At 67.9% G+C, this 18,881-nt stretch carries 20 protein-coding genes; 11 read left to right on the top strand and 9 right to left on the bottom strand.

Translation table 11 applies throughout. The features are described from left to right. Positions 1-16: 16 nt before the first annotated feature. Both ACWD1Z_RS16230 and ACWD1Z_RS16225 read left to right on the top strand, forming a co-directional pair. The gene (locus ACWD1Z_RS16230) at positions 17-1,084 is read left to right on the top strand and encodes a Gfo/Idh/MocA family oxidoreductase (RefSeq protein WP_451119144.1); all 1,068 of its coding nucleotides are present in this window, start codon (positions 17-19) and stop codon (positions 1,082-1,084) included. After that, positions 1,081-1,593, top strand: a complete 513-nt coding sequence (locus ACWD1Z_RS16225; protein WP_451119143.1) for a heme-degrading domain-containing protein — start codon at positions 1,081-1,083, stop codon at positions 1,591-1,593. The genes ACWD1Z_RS16230 and ACWD1Z_RS16225 overlap by 4 nt, the downstream gene beginning before the upstream one ends. A gap of 104 nt (positions 1,594-1,697) precedes the next feature. Here the strand turns inward: ACWD1Z_RS16225 and ACWD1Z_RS16220 are convergent, their stop codons facing one another. From ACWD1Z_RS16220 to ACWD1Z_RS16210, 3 genes are all read right to left on the bottom strand, one after another. Continuing rightward, positions 1,698-2,549, bottom strand: a complete 852-nt coding sequence (locus tag ACWD1Z_RS16220) for a fumarylacetoacetate hydrolase family protein (protein WP_451119141.1) — start codon at positions 2,547-2,549, stop codon at positions 1,698-1,700. 140 nt (positions 2,550-2,689) lie between these two features. Beyond that, positions 2,690-3,376, bottom strand: coding sequence for a YidC/Oxa1 family membrane protein insertase (locus ACWD1Z_RS16215; RefSeq protein ID WP_451119139.1), 687 nt, complete (start codon positions 3,374-3,376; stop codon positions 2,690-2,692). A 94-nt stretch (positions 3,377-3,470) separates the two neighbouring features. After that, positions 3,471-3,779, bottom strand: coding sequence for a DUF6412 domain-containing protein (locus ACWD1Z_RS16210; protein ID WP_451119138.1), 309 nt, complete (start codon positions 3,777-3,779; stop codon positions 3,471-3,473). A gap of 183 nt (positions 3,780-3,962) precedes the next feature. Here ACWD1Z_RS16210 and ACWD1Z_RS16205 point away from each other — a divergent pair, with 183 nt between their 5' ends. Both ACWD1Z_RS16205 and ACWD1Z_RS16200 read left to right on the top strand, forming a co-directional pair. Further along, on the top strand, positions 3,963-5,435 hold the full coding sequence (locus ACWD1Z_RS16205) for a glycoside hydrolase (RefSeq protein ID WP_451119136.1): 1,473 nt from the start codon (positions 3,963-3,965) through the stop codon (positions 5,433-5,435). Positions 5,436-5,511: 76 nt separating this feature from the next. Next, the gene (locus tag ACWD1Z_RS16200) at positions 5,512-6,543 is read left to right on the top strand and encodes an SEC-C domain-containing protein (protein ID WP_451119134.1); all 1,032 of its coding nucleotides are present in this window, start codon (positions 5,512-5,514) and stop codon (positions 6,541-6,543) included. Here the strand turns inward: ACWD1Z_RS16200 and ACWD1Z_RS16195 are convergent. Next, entirely contained in the window at positions 6,528-7,019 is a 492-nt protein-coding gene (locus ACWD1Z_RS16195; RefSeq protein WP_451119133.1) for an SRPBCC family protein, read from the bottom strand. The genes ACWD1Z_RS16200 and ACWD1Z_RS16195 overlap by 16 nt on opposite strands. A 167-nt stretch (positions 7,020-7,186) precedes the next feature. Between ACWD1Z_RS16195 and ACWD1Z_RS16190 the strand changes: the two genes are divergently transcribed. Further along, positions 7,187-10,249, top strand: a complete 3,063-nt coding sequence (locus ACWD1Z_RS16190; RefSeq protein WP_451119131.1) for a DUF3427 domain-containing protein — start codon at positions 7,187-7,189, stop codon at positions 10,247-10,249. Between the two features lie 17 nt (positions 10,250-10,266). On the opposite strand, the gene ACWD1Z_RS16185 is transcribed toward ACWD1Z_RS16190, so the two are convergent. Next, positions 10,267-10,842, bottom strand: a complete 576-nt coding sequence (locus ACWD1Z_RS16185) for a hypothetical protein (protein WP_451119129.1) — start codon at positions 10,840-10,842, stop codon at positions 10,267-10,269. 101 nt (positions 10,843-10,943) lie between these two features. Here ACWD1Z_RS16185 and ACWD1Z_RS16180 point away from each other — a divergent pair, with 101 nt between their 5' ends. Next, a complete protein-coding gene (locus ACWD1Z_RS16180) occupies positions 10,944-11,963 on the top strand; it encodes a hypothetical protein (protein ID WP_451119127.1) in 1,020 nt (339 codons plus the stop codon). A gap of 37 nt (positions 11,964-12,000) precedes the next feature. Here ACWD1Z_RS16180 and ACWD1Z_RS16175 read toward each other — a convergent pair whose 3' ends face one another. Then, positions 12,001-12,648, bottom strand: coding sequence for an ATP-binding protein (locus ACWD1Z_RS16175; protein ID WP_451119334.1), 648 nt, complete (start codon positions 12,646-12,648; stop codon positions 12,001-12,003). Positions 12,649-12,861: 213 nt separating this feature from the next. Between ACWD1Z_RS16175 and ACWD1Z_RS16170 the strand changes: the two genes are divergently transcribed. Next, positions 12,862-13,710 carry a helix-turn-helix domain-containing protein gene (locus ACWD1Z_RS16170; RefSeq protein ID WP_451119125.1) on the top strand — a complete coding sequence of 283 codons (849 nt, stop codon included), beginning with the start codon at positions 12,862-12,864 and terminating at the stop codon, positions 13,708-13,710. Between the two features lie 8 nt (positions 13,711-13,718). Beyond that, on the top strand, positions 13,719-13,940 hold the full coding sequence (locus ACWD1Z_RS16165; RefSeq protein ID WP_451119123.1) for a DUF397 domain-containing protein: 222 nt from the start codon (positions 13,719-13,721) through the stop codon (positions 13,938-13,940). 10 nt (positions 13,941-13,950) lie between these two features. On the opposite strand, the gene ACWD1Z_RS16160 is transcribed toward ACWD1Z_RS16165, so the two are convergent. Genes ACWD1Z_RS16160 through ACWD1Z_RS16150 form a run of 3 tightly spaced genes read right to left on the bottom strand, consistent with a single transcriptional unit; the run spans position 13,951 to position 15,599 of the window. Next, positions 13,951-14,811 (bottom strand): helix-turn-helix domain-containing protein, encoded by an 861-nt coding sequence (locus ACWD1Z_RS16160; RefSeq protein WP_451119122.1) that lies wholly within the window; start codon positions 14,809-14,811, stop codon positions 13,951-13,953. A 22-nt stretch (positions 14,812-14,833) separates the two neighbouring features. Beyond that, positions 14,834-15,367: a DUF6879 family protein gene (locus ACWD1Z_RS16155; protein WP_451119120.1), complete on the bottom strand. Its 534-nt coding sequence runs from the start codon at positions 15,365-15,367 to the stop codon at positions 14,834-14,836. Continuing rightward, entirely contained in the window at positions 15,336-15,599 is a 264-nt protein-coding gene (locus tag ACWD1Z_RS16150) for a hypothetical protein (protein WP_451119118.1), read from the bottom strand. Before ACWD1Z_RS16150 ends, ACWD1Z_RS16155 begins: the two co-directional genes overlap by 32 nt. 725 nt (positions 15,600-16,324) lie before the next feature. On the opposite strand from ACWD1Z_RS16150, the gene ACWD1Z_RS16145 reads away from it, so the two are divergent. The 3 genes from ACWD1Z_RS16145 to ACWD1Z_RS16135 all read left to right on the top strand — a co-directional run bounded on the left by ACWD1Z_RS16145 (position 16,325) and on the right by ACWD1Z_RS16135 (position 18,851). Continuing rightward, positions 16,325-16,765 (top strand): hypothetical protein, encoded by a 441-nt coding sequence (locus ACWD1Z_RS16145; RefSeq protein WP_451119117.1) that lies wholly within the window; start codon positions 16,325-16,327, stop codon positions 16,763-16,765. Positions 16,766-16,768: 3 nt separating this feature from the next. Then, the gene (locus tag ACWD1Z_RS16140) at positions 16,769-17,182 is read left to right on the top strand and encodes a hypothetical protein (protein ID WP_451119116.1); all 414 of its coding nucleotides are present in this window, start codon (positions 16,769-16,771) and stop codon (positions 17,180-17,182) included. 70 nt (positions 17,183-17,252) lie between these two features. Further along, on the top strand, positions 17,253-18,851 hold the full coding sequence (locus ACWD1Z_RS16135; protein WP_451119114.1) for a glycosyltransferase: 1,599 nt from the start codon (positions 17,253-17,255) through the stop codon (positions 18,849-18,851). Positions 18,852-18,881 lie beyond the last annotated feature (30 nt).

The following is an 18,881-nucleotide window of genomic DNA, read 5'->3' as shown; positions in this document are numbered from 1 at the left end:
TGCGAAAGTAGTCGGCATGACTGGCACACCCCTCCGCACCGGCCTGATCGGCTACGGCCTCGCCGGCTCCGTCTTCCACGCCCCGCTGATCACCGCTACCGAGGGCCTCGTCCTCGACACGGTCGTCACCGCCAACCCGGAGCGCCAGGAGCAGGCCCGCGCCGGCCACCCGGACGTCCGGATCGCCGCGACCCCCGACGAGCTGTTCGCCCGCGCCGACGAGCTGGACCTGATCGTCATCGCGTCCCCGAACAAGACGCACGTCCCGCTCGCCACCGCCGCCCTGGAGGCCGGCCTCCCGGTCGTCGTGGACAAGCCGGTCGCGGGCACGGCCACCGAGGCCCGCGAGCTCGCGGCGCTGGCCGAGGAGCGCGGACTGCTCCTGTCGGTCTTCCAGAACCGCCGCTGGGACAACGACTTCCTCACCCTGCGCAAGCTCATCGCCGACGGCGAGCTGGGCGACGTCTACCGCTTCGAGTCCCGCTTCGAGCGCTGGCGCCCCCAACTCAAGGGCGGCTGGCGCGAGTCGGGCGACCCGGCAGAGATCGGAGGTCTCCTCTACGACCTCGGCAGCCACGTCGTCGACCAGGCGCTGCTGCTCTTCGGCCCCGCCGCCACCGTCTACGCCGAGTCGGACGTCCGCCGCCCGGGCGCCGAGACGGACGACGACACGTTCATCGCCATCACGCACACCGGCGGCGTCCGCTCCCACCTCTACGTCTCCGCCACCACCGCCCAGCTCGGCCCCCGCTTCCGGGTGCTCGGCTCCAAGGCGGGCTACGTCAAGTACGGCCTCGACCCCCAGGAGGCGGCCCTGCGCGAGGGCGAGCTGCCCGGCGCCGGCTGGGGCACCGAGCCCGAGTCGCTGTGGGGCCGGGTCGGCTCCGGAGAGTCCCCGCTGACCGGCGGAGGCCGCCCTGAACCCACCCTTCCGGGCGACTACCCCGCGTACTATGCGGCCGTGGCCAGGGCCCTTGCCGAGGGCGGCACCAACCCGGTGACCGCGCTGGAGGCGGCCGCCGCCCTCGACGCACTGGAGGCGGCCCGCCGTTCGGCCCGCGACGGAGTGGCGGTGGCACTGTGACGCACAGCAGCGGAATCACCCCGAAGTTCACCCCGGAGATCACTCCGACCGTCGAGGAGCTGGAGGCGCAGGAACGCCGCCTGGTCTTCCGTGCGTTCACCCCGGACGACGCCTGGCGGCTGGGCACGCTCCTGGTCGAGATGGCCCGTGAGCGCCAGGCCCCGGTCGCGATCGACATCCACCGCGCCGGCCAGCAGCTCTTCCACGCCGCACTGCCCGGCGCCACCCCGGACAACGACGCGTGGATCGCCCGCAAGCGCCGGGTGGTGGAGCGCTACCACTCCTCCTCCTACCTGGTCGGCGCCCGCTCCCGGGCCAAGGGCACGACGTTCGAGGACTCCTCCCGCCTGGACCCGGACGTGTACGCGGCCCACGGCGGCTCCTTCCCCCTCACGGTGGAGGGGGTCGGCGTCATCGGCGCGGTGACGGTGAGCGGCTTGCCGCAGCTGGAGGACCACCGGTTCGTGGTGGAGGCGCTGGAGGAATTCCTGAACAAGGGGAATTCCTGAACAAGGGGTGACCGAGGCCACCCAGGGGCGCGGGGAACTGCGCGAGCACCCACGGACGACGCACGGACGACCCGTAGTCGCCGACGCTCGCGCAGCCCCAGCGGCTAGGCGTCCTTCAGTTCCTGCCGCTGCCGCCCGAGCCCCGCGATCTCCAGCTCGACCACGTCCCCCGCCCGCAGGAACGGCTTCGGCTCGGGCTGCCCCATGGCCACCCCCGCCGGCGTACCCGTGTTGATGACGTCGCCGGGGTAGAGCGTCATGAACTGGCTGACGTACCGCACGACCTCCCCCACCGGGAAGATCTGCTCGGCCGTCGTACCGTCCTGCTTCAGCTCCCCGTTGACCCACAGCTTCAGCGACAGGTTCTGCGGATCCGGCACCTCGTCCGCCGTGACGAGCCACGGCCCCAGCGGATTGAACGTCTCGCAGTTCTTCCCCTTGTCCCAGGTCCCGCCCCGCTCGATCTGGAACTCCCGCTCGGAGACGTCGTGCGCCACGGCGTACCCGGCGACATGCCCGAGCGCCGCCTCCGCGGACTCGACGTACCGGGCCGTACGCCCGATGACGACGGCCAGCTCGACCTCCCAGTCGGTCTTCACCGACCTCCGGGGCACGAGCACCGTGTCGTTCGGCCCCACGACCGTGTCCGCGGCCTTGAAGAAGATGACCGGCTCGGCGGGCGGCTCGGCCCCGGTCTCCCGGGCGTGGTCGTGATAGTTCAGCCCGATGCACACGACCTTGCCGATCCGCCCGACCGGCGGCCCGATCCGCAGCCCCGCCGCGTCCAGCGCCGGCAGCTCACCGGCCACGGCACGGATGCGCGCGAGCGCGTCGTCGTCGGCGAGCAGCGCTCCGTCGATGTCCGGAACGACGCCCGACAGGTCCCGCAGAACCCCGTCGGCGTCGAGCAGCGCGGGCGTCTCCGCTCCCGCCGTACCGACTCGCAGCAGCTTCATGGTCACAATCTCCCTCGATCGCGGGGGCGCCCGCCGATGTGTGCAGCCATCGGAGGACTGGTCGATCCTCCAAGGTCCCGTTCCGGTCCGCAATACCCGGTTCACGTACTGGACCGTAGGTCAGCGGTCATGCACGTGGGTCAGCGGTACAGCGCGGCCCGTTCCACGGCGCTCCAGGTCGAACTGGTGACGATGTACAGCGCGGCGGCGAGCGGTACGACGGCCACGGTGATCAGCGTGAAGAAGGAGATGAACGGCATGACCTTGGTGATCGCGCCCGCGCCCGGGGTGTCCAGGGGCGCGCTGTCCGCCAGGGTCACCTTCGACAGGCGGTAGTTGAAGAAGGCGACGGCGGCGACGAGCGCGAACAGCCCGACGTACACGAGCCCGGCCGCCCCTCCCGCGCTCAGCGCGTCGGCGAAGCGGTCGCCGAGGGGCGCGGTGAAGAGGTCGTGGCCGAGCAGTTCGTTGGGCCGGCCGCCGACCTCCGCGCTGGAGAAGAGGTGGTACAGCAGGAAGAACGCGGGCGCCTGGAGCAGGCTCGGCAGACAGCCGGCCAGCGGCGACACCTTGTGCTCGGTGTGCAGCTCCAGCACGGCCCGCTGCAGCTTCTCGGGGTTCTTCCCGTGCTTGCGGCGCAGCTCGGCCAGCTGCGGCTGGAGCGCGGCGCGGGCCTTCTGGCCGCGGGCGGCGGCCCGGGACAGCGGGTGCACGAGCAGCCGTACGAGCGCGGTGAACAGGATGATCGCGGCGGCGGCCGCGGAGCCGTGGAAGAGCGGCTGGAGCAGCTCGGCGAGCTGCTCGACAAGGCGGGCGAAAGCGGACATGGGTGAGCCCTCCGGGGGTCTCGTCGTGCCGGGAGAGAGGTGATCGGCATGACGATCCGCGCGGGGTGCCTACAGGTGGCCCCTGACGGTGTCCCTACGCGGTCGTCGCGAGGACGAGTCCGGGGGCTCGGGGGCGGGTGCGTCCCCTGGCGTCGGGATCGCGTTGCGGGAGGAAGGCCGTACGGCGGTTCCGGTCCCTGAGGGCCGTACGCACCCGGGTGGGCGGCACGGCGGGGGCGCAGCGCGCGGCGATGACCGAGCAGACGGCGAGCGCGGCGCCGGCCGCGGCGGTCGCGGCGAGGGCGACGGTGGCGAAGAGGCTGCCGGCGTCGAGGAGGACGAGGCTGAGGAAGAGGGTGAGGAGGACGGCGGCGGGCCGGAACGCGGACCAGCGCTTGATCATCGGATTCCCCCTCCCCGGTTGTCGTCTTGTTATACCACCGGCCGGGTGCCCCACTTCGTACAGTGGTTTGAGAAAGGGATGTGACAACTATCGACAACCTGCTGGACGCCCCCGATGCTTCCTTGTGACATGTACGGGACAGATCCCAGAACGCATCAGGACGCATCGGGAAGCGGAGAAGCCATGATCCGACGCAGAACTCTGCTGGCGGCAACGGGCGGAGCACTCCTCGGCAGCACCCTCGCGACGGGCACCGCGCACGCGGACGCGACGATCGCCGTCAACCCGGGCACGCGCTACGGCACCTGGGAGGGCTGGGGCACCTCCCTGGCCTGGTGGGGGAACGTCTTCGGCACCCGGGACGACTTCGCCGACCTCTTCTTCACCACCAAGTCGGTGACGTACAACGGCACCCCGCTCCCCGGCCTCGGCCTCAACATCGCCCGGTACAACCTGGGCGCGTGCAGCTGGAACTCCGTCAACGGCGAGACGATGGTGGAGTCGCCCAACATCCCGGCGTTCAAGCAGATCGAGGGCTTCTGGCAGGACTGGAACAACGAGGACCCCACGTCCTCGGCCTGGGACTGGACGGCGGACGCGGCGCAGCGGGCGATGCTGGTGAAGGCGACCCAGCGGGGCGCGGTCAGCGAGCTGTTCGCCAACTCCCCCATGTGGTGGATGTGTTACAACCACAACCCGTCCGGCGCGGCCGACGGCGGCAACAACCTCCAGACCTGGAACTACCGTCAGCACGCCTCCCACCTGGCGGCCGTGGCCCTGTACGCCCGCACCAACTGGGGCGTGAACTTCGCGACGGTGGACCCCTTCAACGAGCCCGCGTCCACCTGGTGGACCGCCACCGGCACCCAGGAGGGCTGCCACCTCGACCCGGCGGTGCAGGCGGTCGTACTGCCGTACATGAGAAGCGAGTTGGACAAGCGGGGCCTGACGGCCGTACGCATCTCGGCGTCGGACGAGACCAACTACGACACCGCCCGCGGCACCTGGGCGAGTTTCGGCTCGTCGACCAGGGCGCTGGTGTCCCAGGTGAACGTGCACGGCTACCAGGGCGCGGGCGGCCGCAGGGACCTGCTCCACACCGACGTGGTGACGACGTCGGGCAAGAAGCTGTGGAACTCGGAGACCGGCGACAGCGACGGCACGGGCCTGAGCATGGCCCGCAACCTCTGCTACGACTTCCGCTGGCTGCATCCGACGGCCTGGTGCTACTGGCAGGTCATGGACCCGTCGACGGGCTGGGCGATGATCGCGTACGACCCGAACACGCTGCGGCCGACGACCGTACAGCCGAAGTACTACGTGATGGCCCAGTTCAGCCGCCACATCCGCCCCGGCATGACGATCCTGGACACGGGCGTGAGCTACGCGGCGGCGGCGTACGACACCACGGCGCGCCGCCTGGTGCTGGTGGCGGTGAACACGGCGACGACCACCCAGACCCTGACCTTCGACCTGTCCCGCTTCTCGACGGTGACGGGCGGCTCGGGAGGCGTGGTCCCGCGCTGGAACACGGTGACGGGAGGCGGGGACATGTACCGCGCGTACACCGATACGCGGGTGTCCGGGAAGTCGGTGAGCGCGGTGTTCGCGCCGGGGGCCGTGCAGACGCTGCATGTGGACGGGGTGACGATCTAGGAAAGCTCGCCTGTACGCGGGGGCCTGGCCTGCACCTCTCTCTCTTTCGCCGGGCCCCCGCAGTACGGTGTCACCCATGCGCCCCGACACGCCTGCCGAGAACGTCGACCACACTGCCGAAGCGGCACGCCTGGAGCGGACCGCCGGCCTGTACCCCGAGGACGCCGAAGCCCTGCTGCTGCAGGCCGCGGCCCACCGGGAACTCGCCGGTGACCGCCCCGCCGCGTCCACGCTCTACGACCGCCTGCTGTCGTCGGCGGCCTCCCTGGAGAACCCGCACCTGGTGCGGGCCCTGAAGGCCGCGAACCTGTGGGAGTACGGCCATGAGGCCGAGGCCAGGGCGATCATCGACGGCATCCGCGCGGCCGCGCCCCGCGACCCGGCGCCCTGGGTGATCGTGGCGGAGGCGCTGGAGGCGCACGACGAGCTGGAGGCCGCGCAGGAGACGTTCACGGAGGGCGTGAGCCAGGTCCTCGCGAACGTACCGGAGCCCCCCTACTCCACCCACCCCCTGCTGTACGGCCGCCACCGCGTCCGCCGCATGCTGGGCGCGCCGCACGACGACTGGGACACCACGGCGGACACGCTCCACCTCACCCACACGTCCCCCACCTCCGCGGTCTCCCTGGACGAACTCCACGACCCCAAGCGCGTGTGGTCGCTCGGCTCGAACAACCCGGCGGAGCTGGAGGCGGAGATCAGCCGCCTGCGGGCGGAGCTGGGCGCGTACCGGGAGGCGCTGTCACGCCCCTTCCCGGTGGCGGTGCTGCACTGGCCGGAGACGGAGCTGGCGGAACTGACGGAGGCCTACCCGACGCTGGCGCAGGAGTACCCGACCCACGAGGCGCACCTGTCGACCATAGAGGCCTCGCTGCGGGAACTGGCCTCCTCCGGCACCCCGAACCTGGGCATCGTGACGGGGACGGTCCCGTCGTACGAGGCGTTCGCGGCGTCGGAGGGCGCATCGCCGGGCGACGCCTCGCTGCTCCCGCAGTACGCGACGACGCTGGCGGCGAGGGGCCGGGCGGTGGCGTGGCCGCCGCAGCGGGGGGCGCGGTGCTGGTGCGGGTCGGGGCGGACGTACCGGGAGTGTCACGGCCCGGAGTGACCCGGCCCGGAGTGACCCGGCCTCTCCACAGCTGACGCGACGTCGTCGAGATCCTTGGCGATGGCCCTGCTGACCGCGCGGGTGCCCGCCCCGCCGAGGACCTTGGCGAGGATGCCCGCGAACCCATGGCTGGGGGCCTCGGCGGTGAACGCCATCCGCACGGTCGTCGCCTCCGGCCCGTCCGCCCGCAGCACCCACTCCGAGAGGTAGTGGGACCCGTGCGACTCGGCCGCGACGACATACCGCACGGGCGGGTCGCACTCGGTCACCCACATCTCCTCGGTGGCGTCCTTCCCGAACATCCGCCGAGTCTCCCGCCACCGGGTCCCCACATCGAAGGGCCCCTCGGAGAGAACCTCGACCTTGGAGACGCCACTGAGGACGTCCGCCATGCCTCGCAGATCGGTAAGGGCATCCCAAACAAGCCCTTGAGCTGCGGCGATACGCCGCTCGACGATTACCGTCTTACTGGTCATGGGTCCATGAAAGCAGGGGGGTCCGACAACTGCCCCATGGGAACTAGCAGAGCTGCCTGCTACAACAGAGCCCTTGCCATGTGAGGGATTGGGGATACGGCGTGGCTCTGCCGGGGGATCTGTCTCAGCCTGTTGCGGGTGTGTACGAAGAACTCGTCACTCAACGCATGCAGCAGCAGATGGAGCAGCTGAACGCAGCGGGTTGGAAGGCCGTCGAGGACGAAGTCAGCGAGGAATCGTCACCGCATGTCCTCGCCCGGCACATCGGACGGGCGGTGAGCCACCGGCTCAGCCAGCTACCGCCGGACCAGCGTGTCGCGGTGGCCAACCAGATCATCGCGTCACTCGCATCCAGTGAGGGTGTCGAGCTCATCGCCGATGGACCTCGACAGCTCCTTGCGCTGGCCGAAAAGGAAGCCCCCGGCGTCTACGCCATACGCCCGCTCACTCCCCTCTCGGAGACCGCCCTCATCACCAACTCCCCTGAGGATCCGAGCCTCGGGAGTGAGCTGCGCGCTGAGCTTGCCACCGCAGACCGCATCGATCTGCTGTGTGCCTTCGTCAAGTGGTATGGGCTGCGCGTGCTTGAGGATTCGCTCCGCGCCGCCAGGGAGCGCGGCATCCCGATTCGCGTCATCACGACCACGTATATCGGCGCCACCGACCGCCATGCGCTGGACCGACTCGTCCGCGACTTCGGCGCTCAGGTGAAGATCAATTACGAGACCCGCTCCACGCGCCTGCATGCAAAGGCTTGGCTGTTTCGCCGGGCGAGTGGCTTCGATACGGCCTACGTCGGCAGCTCCAACCTCTCCCGAGCGGCACTGCTCGATGGGCTGGAGTGGAATGTACGCCTGTCTTCGGTAGCCACTCCGGTGGTGCTGAAGAAGTTCGAGGCCACCTTCGACGCGTACTGGAACGACATCGCCTTTGAGCTCTACGACCCGGATCTCGACGCGCGCAAGCTGGACGAGGCTCTAGGCGTCGCAGGTGGTTCATCGGCCGGCCACGATTCCAAGATCAGCCTCTCCGGTCTTGAGGTTCGTCCGTATCCCCATCAGGCCGACATGCTGGAGCGCCTGCGCGTTGAGCGCGAAGTCCGCGGTCACCAGCACAACTTGCTCGTTGCCGCGACCGGTACAGGCAAGACGGTCATGGCCGCCCTTGACTACCGCAATCTGCACAAAGAGCTAGGTGGCAAGCAGTACCCACGGCTTCTCTTCGTGGCACACCGAAAAGAGATCCTGAAGCAGTCCCTACGCAAATACCGCGAAGTACTTGATGATGCCTCCTTCGGTGAAGTCCTCGTCAGCGGTGAGCTACCGCGTGACTGGAAGCACGTCTTCGCCAGCGTCCAGTCACTTACCGATCAGCGGCTCGACCAGTTCGATCCGGAGCACTTCGACATCATCGTCGTGGACGAATTTCATCACGCCACCGCTACGACGTACCGGCGCGTCCTTAACCACTTCAAGCCGAAACAGCTCCTCGGTCTGACCGCCACTCCTGAACGCGCGGACGGTCTGAACGTCCAAGACGAGTTCTTTGACGGACGGATCGCCGCCGAGATGCGGCTGTGGGAGGCTCTCGACAACGACCTCCTCTGCCCCTTCCACTACTTCGGCCTGCCCGACGGCACGGACCTCAGGCGCCTCAACTGGCGTTCGGGAACGTACGACCAGAGCGAGCTTGGTGAGCTGTTCTCCGCCGACCATGCCCGGGCTCGTATCGTCATCAAACAGGTGCGAAGCAAGGTCTCCGACCCGATGAGCATGCGCGCACTGGGCTTTTGCGTGAGCAGGAAGCACGCTCACTTCATGGCGCAGTGCTTCCAGCAGGCAGGCTTCAAGGCTGCCGCCCTGGACAGCGAGTCCAAGCCCGAAGTCCGCGACCGGGTGCTCGCCCAGCTCAAGGCTGGAGACATCCAAGTCATCTTCTCGGTGGACCTCTTCAACGAGGGCTTGGACATCCCCGACGTCGATACGCTCCTCCTCCTGCGCCCGACAAGCAGCGCCACCGTCTTCCTCCAGCAGCTCGGACGCGGCCTCCGCCGCACGCCCGACAAGCCGGTACTGACGGTGCTCGACTTCATCGGCCAGCATCGAGCAGAGTTCCGCTTCGAGGAACAGTTCCGCGCCATGACAAACCTGTCGCGTAACCGGCTCCTTGAGCATGCCGAGCGCGATTTTCCGCTGCTACCATCGGGCTGCCAGATCATCCTGGAGGGTAAGTCAAAGGATCTGGTCCTGGAGAACATCCGCACCCAGATCAAGGCGAACGTCCAGACCCTCGCCAAGGAGGCAAAGGCCTTCAATACACCCCTTCTCGCTGATTACCTAAAGGAGAGCCGCCGCGAGATCAGGGAGCTGTATAAGTCGAGTAATTCATGGACGTCCGTTCTGCGCCGAGCCAGCATGACCGACTTGCCGGAACAAGCTGGCGAGGAGGATCTACTGAAGCGGGTGCATGCGTTTTTGCACGTCGATGACCTTGAGCGCGCTGAGGCGTACGCCCGCTTGCTGAGCGATGACGCCCCTCCCTACGATTCCTTGAATCCAAGGGAAAAGACCTTCGCGCGCATGTTGTTCTTCAACCTGTGGGACAAGGCTGGCGGGTTCAGTTCGTACGCGCAAGGACTCGCATCGCTTGGGCCACAGCGAGCCCTCCGCAGCGAACTGCGGCAAGTACTTGAGCATGTGATGGGGCAGGCCGACCACTTTCCCATCCCCCTCGCTGGCCCGCATGAGCACATCCCGCTGAAAATTCACAGCGCGTACAACCGCTCAGAGATCCTGGCCGCGCTAGGTGTCGCCCGGCTCGGTGGTCAGATGCCTGGATCCTTTGCGCAGGGTGTGTTGTGGGATGAGCAGAACCAGACGGATGCCCTGCTGATCACCCTGGAAAAGAACGAGAAGGACTTTTCGCCCACTGTCCGATACAAGGACTATGCGCTGAGCCCTTCCCTCTTCCATTGGGAGTCGCAGAGCACAACCGCGGACACCTCACCCACTGGACTGCGCTACCAACAGCACGTCCAACGCGGAAGCCATGTGCTGATGTTCATGCGGCGCTACAAGGACACCGACATCGGCAAGGCCCAGCCCTGGATGCTGCTCGGCCCAGCAACCTACGTCCGTCATCAGGGCAGCAAGCCCATGGCCATCACCTGGCAACTGCACCACGACCTGCCCGCGGATGTGTGGTCGTATTCGGCTATCACCGCGGGCTAGCCGACGGAATACAGCTGCTAACTGACTGGCTGCCGTGGATCACGCACGATTTCTCCAGCCCTCTGGAGGAAGGTCGCATGGGCGTGCGCCATCTCCTCTCTGGCCTGGACAAAGCGGGACCAAGCTGCGCTCATGGCCTCGGGAGTCGTGCCTACGACCGCCAGCAGGGAAGCCACTGTTGCTATCGATGCCTCCGCCAGTGCGTAAGCCAGCTCGTTTGCCTCACTTGGCCCCCAAAGCGCCAACTGGCTAGTTTTCGCCTGCATTTCAAGCGTGCCGACTCCCAACTCACGTCTCGCCGCAGCATCAAGCCCACCGCTGCTGCGCGCCTCGGGGGCAGTTCGTGTGAGCACTTCATCGAGTGCGGCATAAGCCGCAAAGAGAGCAGCAAAGGACTGATGCCGCTGACTGCGCACCCACTGCCAGTGTTCCGCTGCCGCCTGACCGTGCACCTGCGCTAGTGCTGCCTCCACGGCCTTACGTCCACCGGCTTCCGCGCCACCCTTGGCATACCTCCCGGCAATCACCGCCCCGATGACCGCGGATGCGAAAGCGATAACAGCTGCGATGATCGTCCCCGTCGCCTCACCCATCGCACCATCCTCACCCGAGGCTGGCACTGCCACAACGGCTTCCTCGGCGACCTACGTCACCTGCCGCCCGGCACGAGCAGGGAACCCACTAGCCTCACCACATGACCACAACTCCCGTCACGTTCCAGCCCGGTGATATCCTGACGCGTAAGCAGATACATCCCGTACTCGGTGGCAGTGGCTTTGCCGGAATCTGTCCCGCGGTGGAAAAGCGCAACGTGCTGCTTTTCTCCGACAGCAAGGTTGGACAGCGCTATGGGTATCACGACGGATGGCTAGCCGAGGATGATGACCTGGGTCCCGTCTTCACCTACACCGGAGCCGGCAAACAGGGCAACCAGACTTTTACAGGCGGCAACTTATCCATTCTGGAGCACGCCAGGATGGGCCGCACGCTGCATCTGTTCGTCGCCGTGGGCAAGCTTCGTGGAAGTGACACACGAACGCACCGATACATCGGGATGTTCAAGCTCGACGAGCGCAGACCATTTGAGATGCGCGAGGCCAGAGACGAGCTGGGTCAAGATCGTGACGTCATCGTCTTCCGGCTGCGTCCCATCGGCCGATACGTCAGAGAGGCATCCGACACGCTCGACCTAGCGCCGCGATCCCGGCTGGGGTTCAGTCGTACCGCGGGTCGCTACGCCCGGGCAACCCGACGCCGGATCCGCGAACGGCGACCACAGGCTGACGTCGACCAGGTGACAGCAACTCGTGATGATCTGGCGGATGCGTTCGAGGAGCGTGAGACGGCCGGTGGGGAAACGATTGGTCAACTGGACCTCGCCATGCGGAACTCCAGTTCTCGGCTCATGTTCGAGCTGTATAACCCCACCAACAACACGGTGTATGAGCCGACGGGCAGCGCGGCGAGCGAGTCGATCACTCAAGCCCTGGCACAGCTCCTCCGCGCGCGACGCTACTTGAATGAGATCCCGCACCAGCAGCCGCTCCAGCTGATGGTCCTGGCACCGGCCCTTCCTCAGGTGGATCTCCGTGACCTGCTCGCGGAGCACGGGATCGGCCTCGTGTACCGCAACGACAGCGGTGGCTTCTCTGAGTTTGACGCAGGCACCCCCACGCGTTCTTTCCGCTGCCTGGAATGCCCCGTGCCCGCCTAGGTAGCGCAGCCGGGTGAGGTGCGTGCAACCCAATGCCTCACCCCACCCCTCCTGCCGCAGCGCCCGTCTCCGCCTCGAAGTGTGTCTGCGCGCGATCCAGCACGTCATCCGCGTCATAGCCATGCACCCGAAGCCAGTGGAGGAAATCCGCAATGGCCCCGACGACGGCGTCCTCCGCCACACCCGAGGGCAGGCGGCGCGCGCCTGACCCGCGGTGCCGTTTCGCTGACGCATAGACGCCGAGCAAGGTCTCTGCCCGCGATACTCCGGGGCTGTCCACATGTCCGTGTGGAGTGGACAGCCCCGTCGCCAACTCGCACCACGTGACCTTCCGGTCGGGCCGGAGCTGTACACCCCAGCGGTCGGCGACCGCGTTCACCAGAGCCATCCCTCTGCCGCCCTCCGACTCGGGGGCCGCGTCGAGCAGCGTGGGAAGAGCACGCGTGTCGGGGTCGTGCACCTCGATACGCAGGTATGTGCCGCTCATGGAGACGGCCAACGTGGCCGGTGTGCCGTGACCCGTGTGTGTGATGACGTTGGTGACCAGCTCGCTCACGCACAACTGGGCCTGGTCGACCGTGCCGTGCAATCCCCAGATCCCCAGATGCAGCCGCATGACACGGCGCAGCGCGGCCACCTCCACAGGCTCGGCGGTGAAGGCCAGGTCCCAGGGCTTTCGCACCATGCACGCTTCATGGGTCACCAGGGGCCCCTCTCGTCGCACGGCTCCCGGAGGGGAGCACAGCGTTCTGGACACTCACGATCAGTTGCGTGCACCCAGAGTGACGACATCCCATCCCGTTGTGCAATGTGCACGGCGGGATTCCCACGTATGAGTGATTGGCATCCCCATCCCTTGGCGCGAGACTGAACGCCCGCTATCCGGAAGAGGGTTGAGATGGCCGGTTCACCGACGGCACGCCGCCGACGTCTGTCGATCGAGCTGAAGAAGCTGCGGGAGAGGAGCTCACTGACCTGCGCGCAGGTCGGCGAGGCCCTGGACTGGAGCGGCTCGAAGGTCAACCGGATGGAGACGGGGAGCGGTCGGATCCAGCCGTCCGACATCGACGCCCTGTGCCGGTTCTACGGCACCAGCGACGAGCTGCGCGAGTTCCTCAGATCCTTGGCCCGCCAGGCCAAGATGCGCGGCTGGTGGCAGGAGCACGGCACAGGCGTCCCGGAATGGTTCAACATCTACATCGGCCTGGAACAGGACGCCACCACATTCCGTCAGTACCAGTGCGAGCTGATCCCCGGCCTGATGCAGACAGAGCCGTACGCCCGCGAACTCCACAAGGCCGGCGGGCACATGGCCGCGGAGGACATCGACCGGGCGGTACGCGTACGCATGGAGCGCCAAGCCATGCTGACGCGGCCCGACGCCCCCGATGCCTGGTTCATCGTGAGCGAAGGCGCTCTGCGCCAGGTCATCGGAGACCGCGAGGTGATGCGTGACCAGCTTGAACGGGTGCTGAAATGCGCCGAGTTGCCTGCCGTGACCTTGCAGGTTCTGCCTTTCGACTCAGGCACCTATCCGGCCACGGGCTCCTTCACCATGTTGGGCTTCCCCGCCCCGGAAGATCCGGACATCGTGTACAGGGACGGCATCACCGACGCCGTGTACCTGGAAGGCGAGCATCATGTGCGTGAGTACACCCGGGTGTTCGACGGGCTTCGGGCAGCGGCCTTGAGCCCTCAGCGCTCGGGCGGGTTGATCACATCGATCTTGAAGGAGCACGCACAGTGAGCGGTGCAATGTCCAGCGAACTCAACAAGCTCGGGTGGTTCACCTCGTCGTACAGCAACGGCGCCGGGGGCGAATGCGTCGAATGTGCGCTGAGTGAAGACCGCGCCCTTGTGCGCGACTCCAAGACGGCGAGTGGGCCTGTGGTGACGTCGACGCGCGGTCCTTGGCAGTCCTTCATACGCGCGGTGGGACAGGGTCAGTTCGCGATACCGGCAGGGCGGGGCCGCTGAGCATCCCCGGTCAGGAACCATCCAGCACCGCGATCGCCCCGAGTATCAGGCCCCGTGCCTCCGCCCCGTACACCGCCATACCCCTGAGCTGCTCGAAAGCCTTGAGATACAGACCGATCTCGGACGGCTGGGTGATCCTCACCTGCGCGGAGACGAGTTCCACCGACACGAGCTTGTCGTCGTAGACGTGAAACGTCTCACGAGGCCACTGGACCCGATCGCGGGTTGCCGACGGGATGATGCCGAGCGACACCTGGGGCAGCGCCCCGGCTGTGAGGAGATAGCCGAGCTGGGCCGCCATCGCGTCCTCGTCACAGACGCGGTAGTACAGCGCGGCCTCCTCCACGACCAGGACGAACCGGTGCCCCGGTTCATGGAGCACGCGAGAGCGGTCGACGCGTGCTCCGGCAGCCTCCGCGCTGTCGTCGACGGGCAGTTCATGGAAGCGGGCACTGATGCCCAGAACGCCCGCGGCGTAGCCCTCGGTCTGCAGCAGGCCGGGCACCAGCGACGACGAGTAGACGCGGAACAGCCGGGTCTCGTGAAAGAACTGAACGGCGCTGTCCTGCAACTGCTTCAGACCACCGCGCACCCGATGGCGCCACTCCGTGTACATCGATTCCGCATGGAGGGACTGGGCGACGAGGTCGTCTCCCAGTTCCGTGGCGCCGCAGGCGGTGACCCAGGCCCGGATGTCTCTCGTGGAGGGCGCCGTGTGCGCGTTCTCGATACGCGAGGTCTTTGCATGGTGCCAACCGCACCGGTCGGCCAGCTCGATGACCGTCAGCCCCGCCCCCTTGCGGAGCTCGCGCAGTCTTCGGGCGACGACTGCGCGAGCCGTCTGGGCTGACGAGGAGGGGGAGATGGGCATGAGCCGGCTTTCCGGTGTTCTGTCAGGTGAGGTGGTACTGGCTGTGCGGAATGGCTCTCGCCCAGACGGCTTCGAAGGCATCGGCACAGAGCTTGGCCGCGTGGGGGGTCGCGTCCCAGACTTCGCCGCCGAGGGACGCGCCGTCCCCCGAGAAGTGGTTCCAGCGGACGACGCGGCCGTCGAAGAGCCAGAAGTCGTTGCCGGGCAGTGCGATGTCGGACGCACGGCGTCTGGGCAGCCAGCGGACCTCCTCGCCGGCGGCGACGTTGGTGAACGTGCCGTCGTAGAGGAAGCGGGTGTACTCGCTGGCAGGCTCCGAGACAATGCGAGCCCGCCGGATGACGACCCCCCGGTTCACGGTCTCCTGTACGAGGTCGAGCCATGGTCGCCACCATGAGTTCCGGTCTTCGGGATCATGGCGGTACCCGGCGCGCCAGTCCGCGAAAGGACCCTTCTCGTAGTCGACCGCGTAGGAGTCCCGCATCTCCAGGTGGACGGCCGACCGTGTGCACGCGGCGAGGAGATCACTGAACGCGGTTGGCACGTTCGACGGCATCACACGCCTCCCTGATCATCGGCACCATCCTGGCGGGGATACGAACCACGGCCTCGCTCTCCGGGATGCCCCTGGCGTGGCCGGGGAGCTCGAACGCGGCGCACTCCGCTTCGAGGGCAGGATCCGCTTTCCACCCCTGGAGGACGAGTTCCTGCTTCTCCTGGTCCACCCAGATGGTCGGGCTTTCGTGGTCGCCGGTGTTGGGGTCGATACCGATGAACCGCAGTGGCATGGCAGCCTCCGTCGGTGAGATGTGCGGCTGTGTGCACCACAGTCTTCTCATCGGACGCCTCCGTCAAGGGTCTCTGATACGCCAAGTCCCCTGGAAGAGCGAGGTGTTGCACAAATCTGCACGAGGCTGGTTCAGGCATGCATCACCTCTCTAGCGTCATGGCCACGACGGCCGTCCTCGGCGCGGTTCTGTCACCGGCGTGGGCGGACACAACGCTCCTGGAGGTCAGTGGAGATGCAAGCTCATGTGCTCAACGGACTGATCACCGACTGGCTGGCCCGTGCGCACCCTGACCCGGAGCAGGCCAAGTCGGAATGGTCTAGGCAGGGGGTGGCCCTACTGCCGCTGGGCAGCGGATTCGCCGCAGTCCGCATGTCCGTGAAACTCGCTCAAACTGCCTTCGCTTGCGAGGGCCCCGAGCAGGTGTCCGCTGCGCCGGCAGAGCTCAACGGCCCAGTCATCCACGACCATCGGGCTGCCGGTCCGACGTACTACGCCCTCATCCAGGGACACGCCGGACGGGTGTGGGCGTTCGGCGACATCGCTCCGTGCCTGTGCGGCAACACGTACCTGGGAGTCCCTCATATCGACCGGCAACGGCCACCGGGGACCTACTGGGTGGTCCCACCACGCTACGACGGCGACCTGTGCAGACCGCAGGCTGTTCGGGATCTGGTGGAGCGCGGTCGCCGTTGGCTCCGCGGCGGGGGTGCGGTGGTCGTGCGATGACATCCATCACCGTCAGCACAGAGACACGCACCGGCAGGTCCCTCGTCTCCGACGCCGAGTTCCAGATGCTCACCGCCTTCTGCGCCGAGGAGTACGGGCTGGAGCCCTGCGTCGCCGATCGTGTCGTCGATCAGGCGCTCGCCCTCGTATTCGTCATGGGGACGACGGGCGGGGGAGCCGTCATGGCGCCGTCGGAGGCGGTCGATCCCGGTTGGCACACCCTCATCCTGCACACCGGTTGGTACGCCGAGTGGTGTGACAGAAACTTCGGCTACTTCCTGCATCACCAACCCAACTCGAAGGTCCGCACACGGGGGCTGATGGTCGATGTCGTGGGGAGGCTCCGGGCCTGCGGCTTCGAGGTCGACGAGCAGACGTGGGGAACAGCTGCGGACTGCAACGCCCCCACCTGTTGCGGCGACGGCCCCTGCTGCTGAGCCATGACCCTCATCGACATCACCGGCATCAGCCGCGTGACCGTCTTCCCCCTTGAGCGACTCACCGTCGCCTACACCACCCGATCCGGCGACGAGCGGTGCCTGGGAAACATCGGGATCGTCGCCGTGGTCGACGAGAGCAGCGGCGGGGACGAGTTGTGGCGCCTGGCGCTCAGCCTCGGAGGACGGGTCAGCGACGGAGAGCGAGCCCGTTGGATTCTCACTCAGGCGCATCGCGCTCGGATGGTCAACGCGTACACGGACCTGCCGGGCGCGGTGTGGGCGGCTCGGATCCGGCGGCGCTTCGAACTGGGCTCCCTCTTCGCGAACCACGACGTCCTGATGACCGGCGGCATGCGACAGCTGGTCGCCGGAGTCAGGCCGGACCCGATGCCGCACCGCACCCCCACAAGCTGACATAACGTGTCACCTACTCACCTACTCACCTCCTCACGGATGAACCCCAGCGGAGCCCCCGGGGAGCCCCATGCTCAAGGTCAGCGTCATCGTCCCCGTCCACAACGCCGGCGACTACCTGGCCCGCTGCGCCCCCTCCCTCCTCCACCAGAGCATCGGCCGCGACGCCTACGAGATCGTCTACGTCGACGACGGTTCGACCGACGGTTCCGGTGCCCGTCTGGACCGGCTGGCGGCCCGGCATCCGCACGTCCGCGTCGTTCACCAGGAGAACTCCGGCTGGCCGGGCAAACCCCGCAACGTCGGTGTCCGGCACGCCAGGGGCGAGTACGTGCAGTTCGTCGACCAGGACGACGAGCTGACGCCGGCGGCGCTGGAGAACCTGTACCGCATCGCGGCGCGCAACGGCTCCGACATCGTCCTGGGCCGGGTGATCGGCACGATGCAGGCGCCCAGCCGAGTCTTCCGACGTACCGTCGACCGCTGTACCGCCGCCGACGCCCCGCTCTTCGAGAGCCTGACCCCGCACAAGATGCTCCGCCGGGCCTTCCTCCTCGAACACGGCATCGAGTTCCCGGAGGGCCGGGTGCGCCTGGAGGACCAGCTGTTCATGGCCCGCGCCTACGTGCGCGCCCAGACCGTCTCGATCCTCGCCACGCCCTGCTACGTCTGGAACCGCCGCGAGGACGGCGGCAACACCAGCGCCTCGGCCACCACCCCGGAGGCGTACTACGCCTGCCTGCGCACGGTGGTGGACGCGGTGAAGGAGGCCACGGACCCCGGCCCGCTCCAGGACGACCTCCTGCGCCGCTCCTACCGGGTGGAACTCCTGCGTCCGGTGAGCGAGCCGAGGATCCTCCAGCGCTCGGGCCCGGCCCTGGACCGCTACTTCACCACGGTCCGCCGTATGGCCCTCGACTGCTTCCCGCCGGGCGTACGCGAGGGGCTGCCCCCGATCTCCCGCCTGCGGGGAGTGGAGGACATCCGCTGGAGCGGGGGCGGGCTGCGCGTCACCACGACCATCGAGATGCTCCGCCCGGACGGCGAACCTCTCACGCTGTACGAACGCCAGGGCGGCCGTCTGTGCCTGGACCCCGAGTTCCTCGACGGCATCAAGGGCGCCGAGGACTGGGAGGTCCGGGACCCCCTGGCGTACGCCGAGGGCGAACTGCTGACCCATGACACGACCCGCGACGCGTGGTGGTTCCCGGACGGCGACCTGACACCGCGGACGCAACCCGCGGGCGGCGGCCGCCACCGCGTCCTGCTGTCGGGTACGACGACGATCGACCCGCTGACCCTGGCCGCGGGCGAGCCCCTGCCTCCCGGCACGCACCTGGTGTGGGCGAGCGCGCAGCTGCTGGGGGTCGGCCGCCGGGCCCGAGTCGTCCTGGACGGCTCCTCCGGCACACCGCCCACGGCCACGGTGGGCCGGCCGCCCCGCCTGGTCATCCCGGCCCGGACACCCCGGGACGCGCAACTGTCCGTGTCGGTGGGCCCGCCGGGCAGCACGGCCCTCCACCACCGCCTCCTCCTGCGCGCGGCCACCTCCCCCGACCTGCGCCGAGCGACCCGCAGGCTCCTGCACCGCCTCCCGCCGGCACTGCGCCGCAGGGCGGGCCGGCTGGCGCGGCGGGCGGATCCCTGGAGCACTCCCGAGGGCGGCTGAGCGGACGTCATGACGTCGTCCTTGAGGCCC

The sequence above is a fragment of the Streptomyces sp. NPDC002784 genome (assembly GCF_053592135.1).
Note: the sequence above shows the minus strand (reverse complement) of the source record. Positions and strands in the feature narration are given on the sequence as shown.

Bases quoted from the DNA above. Each gene is read 5' to 3' on its own strand.
- ACWD1Z_RS16155 (WP_451119120.1), bottom strand. From the start codon at position 15,367: ATGCCGTCGAACGTGCCAACCGCGTTCAGTGATCTCCTCGCCGCGTGC.
- ACWD1Z_RS16195 (WP_451119133.1), bottom strand. From the start codon at position 7,019: ATGACCAGTAAGACGGTAATCGTCGAGCGGCGTATCGCCGCAGCTCAA.
- ACWD1Z_RS16200 (WP_451119134.1), top strand. From the start codon at position 5,512: ATGCGCCCCGACACGCCTGCCGAGAACGTCGACCACACTGCCGAAGCG.
- ACWD1Z_RS16135 (WP_451119114.1), top strand. From the start codon at position 17,253: ATGCTCAAGGTCAGCGTCATCGTCCCCGTCCACAACGCCGGCGACTAC.
- ACWD1Z_RS16175 (WP_451119334.1), bottom strand. From the start codon at position 12,648: ATGGTGCGAAAGCCCTGGGACCTGGCCTTCACCGCCGAGCCTGTGGAG.
- ACWD1Z_RS16205 (WP_451119136.1), top strand. From the start codon at position 3,963: ATGATCCGACGCAGAACTCTGCTGGCGGCAACGGGCGGAGCACTCCTC.
- ACWD1Z_RS16185 (WP_451119129.1), bottom strand. From the start codon at position 10,842: ATGGGTGAGGCGACGGGGACGATCATCGCAGCTGTTATCGCTTTCGCA.
- ACWD1Z_RS16165 (WP_451119123.1), top strand. From the start codon at position 13,719: ATGTCCAGCGAACTCAACAAGCTCGGGTGGTTCACCTCGTCGTACAGC.
- ACWD1Z_RS16145 (WP_451119117.1), top strand. From the start codon at position 16,325: ATGACATCCATCACCGTCAGCACAGAGACACGCACCGGCAGGTCCCTC.
- ACWD1Z_RS16150 (WP_451119118.1), bottom strand. From the start codon at position 15,599: ATGCCACTGCGGTTCATCGGTATCGACCCCAACACCGGCGACCACGAA.
- ACWD1Z_RS16190 (WP_451119131.1), top strand. From the start codon at position 7,187: ATGCAGCAGCAGATGGAGCAGCTGAACGCAGCGGGTTGGAAGGCCGTC.
- ACWD1Z_RS16215 (WP_451119139.1), bottom strand. From the start codon at position 3,376: ATGTCCGCTTTCGCCCGCCTTGTCGAGCAGCTCGCCGAGCTGCTCCAG.
- ACWD1Z_RS16210 (WP_451119138.1), bottom strand. From the start codon at position 3,779: ATGATCAAGCGCTGGTCCGCGTTCCGGCCCGCCGCCGTCCTCCTCACC.
- ACWD1Z_RS16220 (WP_451119141.1), bottom strand. From the start codon at position 2,549: ATGAAGCTGCTGCGAGTCGGTACGGCGGGAGCGGAGACGCCCGCGCTG.
- ACWD1Z_RS16170 (WP_451119125.1), top strand. From the start codon at position 12,862: ATGGCCGGTTCACCGACGGCACGCCGCCGACGTCTGTCGATCGAGCTG.
- ACWD1Z_RS16140 (WP_451119116.1), top strand. From the start codon at position 16,769: ATGACCCTCATCGACATCACCGGCATCAGCCGCGTGACCGTCTTCCCC.
- ACWD1Z_RS16230 (WP_451119144.1), top strand. From the start codon at position 17: ATGACTGGCACACCCCTCCGCACCGGCCTGATCGGCTACGGCCTCGCC.
- ACWD1Z_RS16160 (WP_451119122.1), bottom strand. From the start codon at position 14,811: ATGCCCATCTCCCCCTCCTCGTCAGCCCAGACGGCTCGCGCAGTCGTC.
- ACWD1Z_RS16180 (WP_451119127.1), top strand. From the start codon at position 10,944: ATGACCACAACTCCCGTCACGTTCCAGCCCGGTGATATCCTGACGCGT.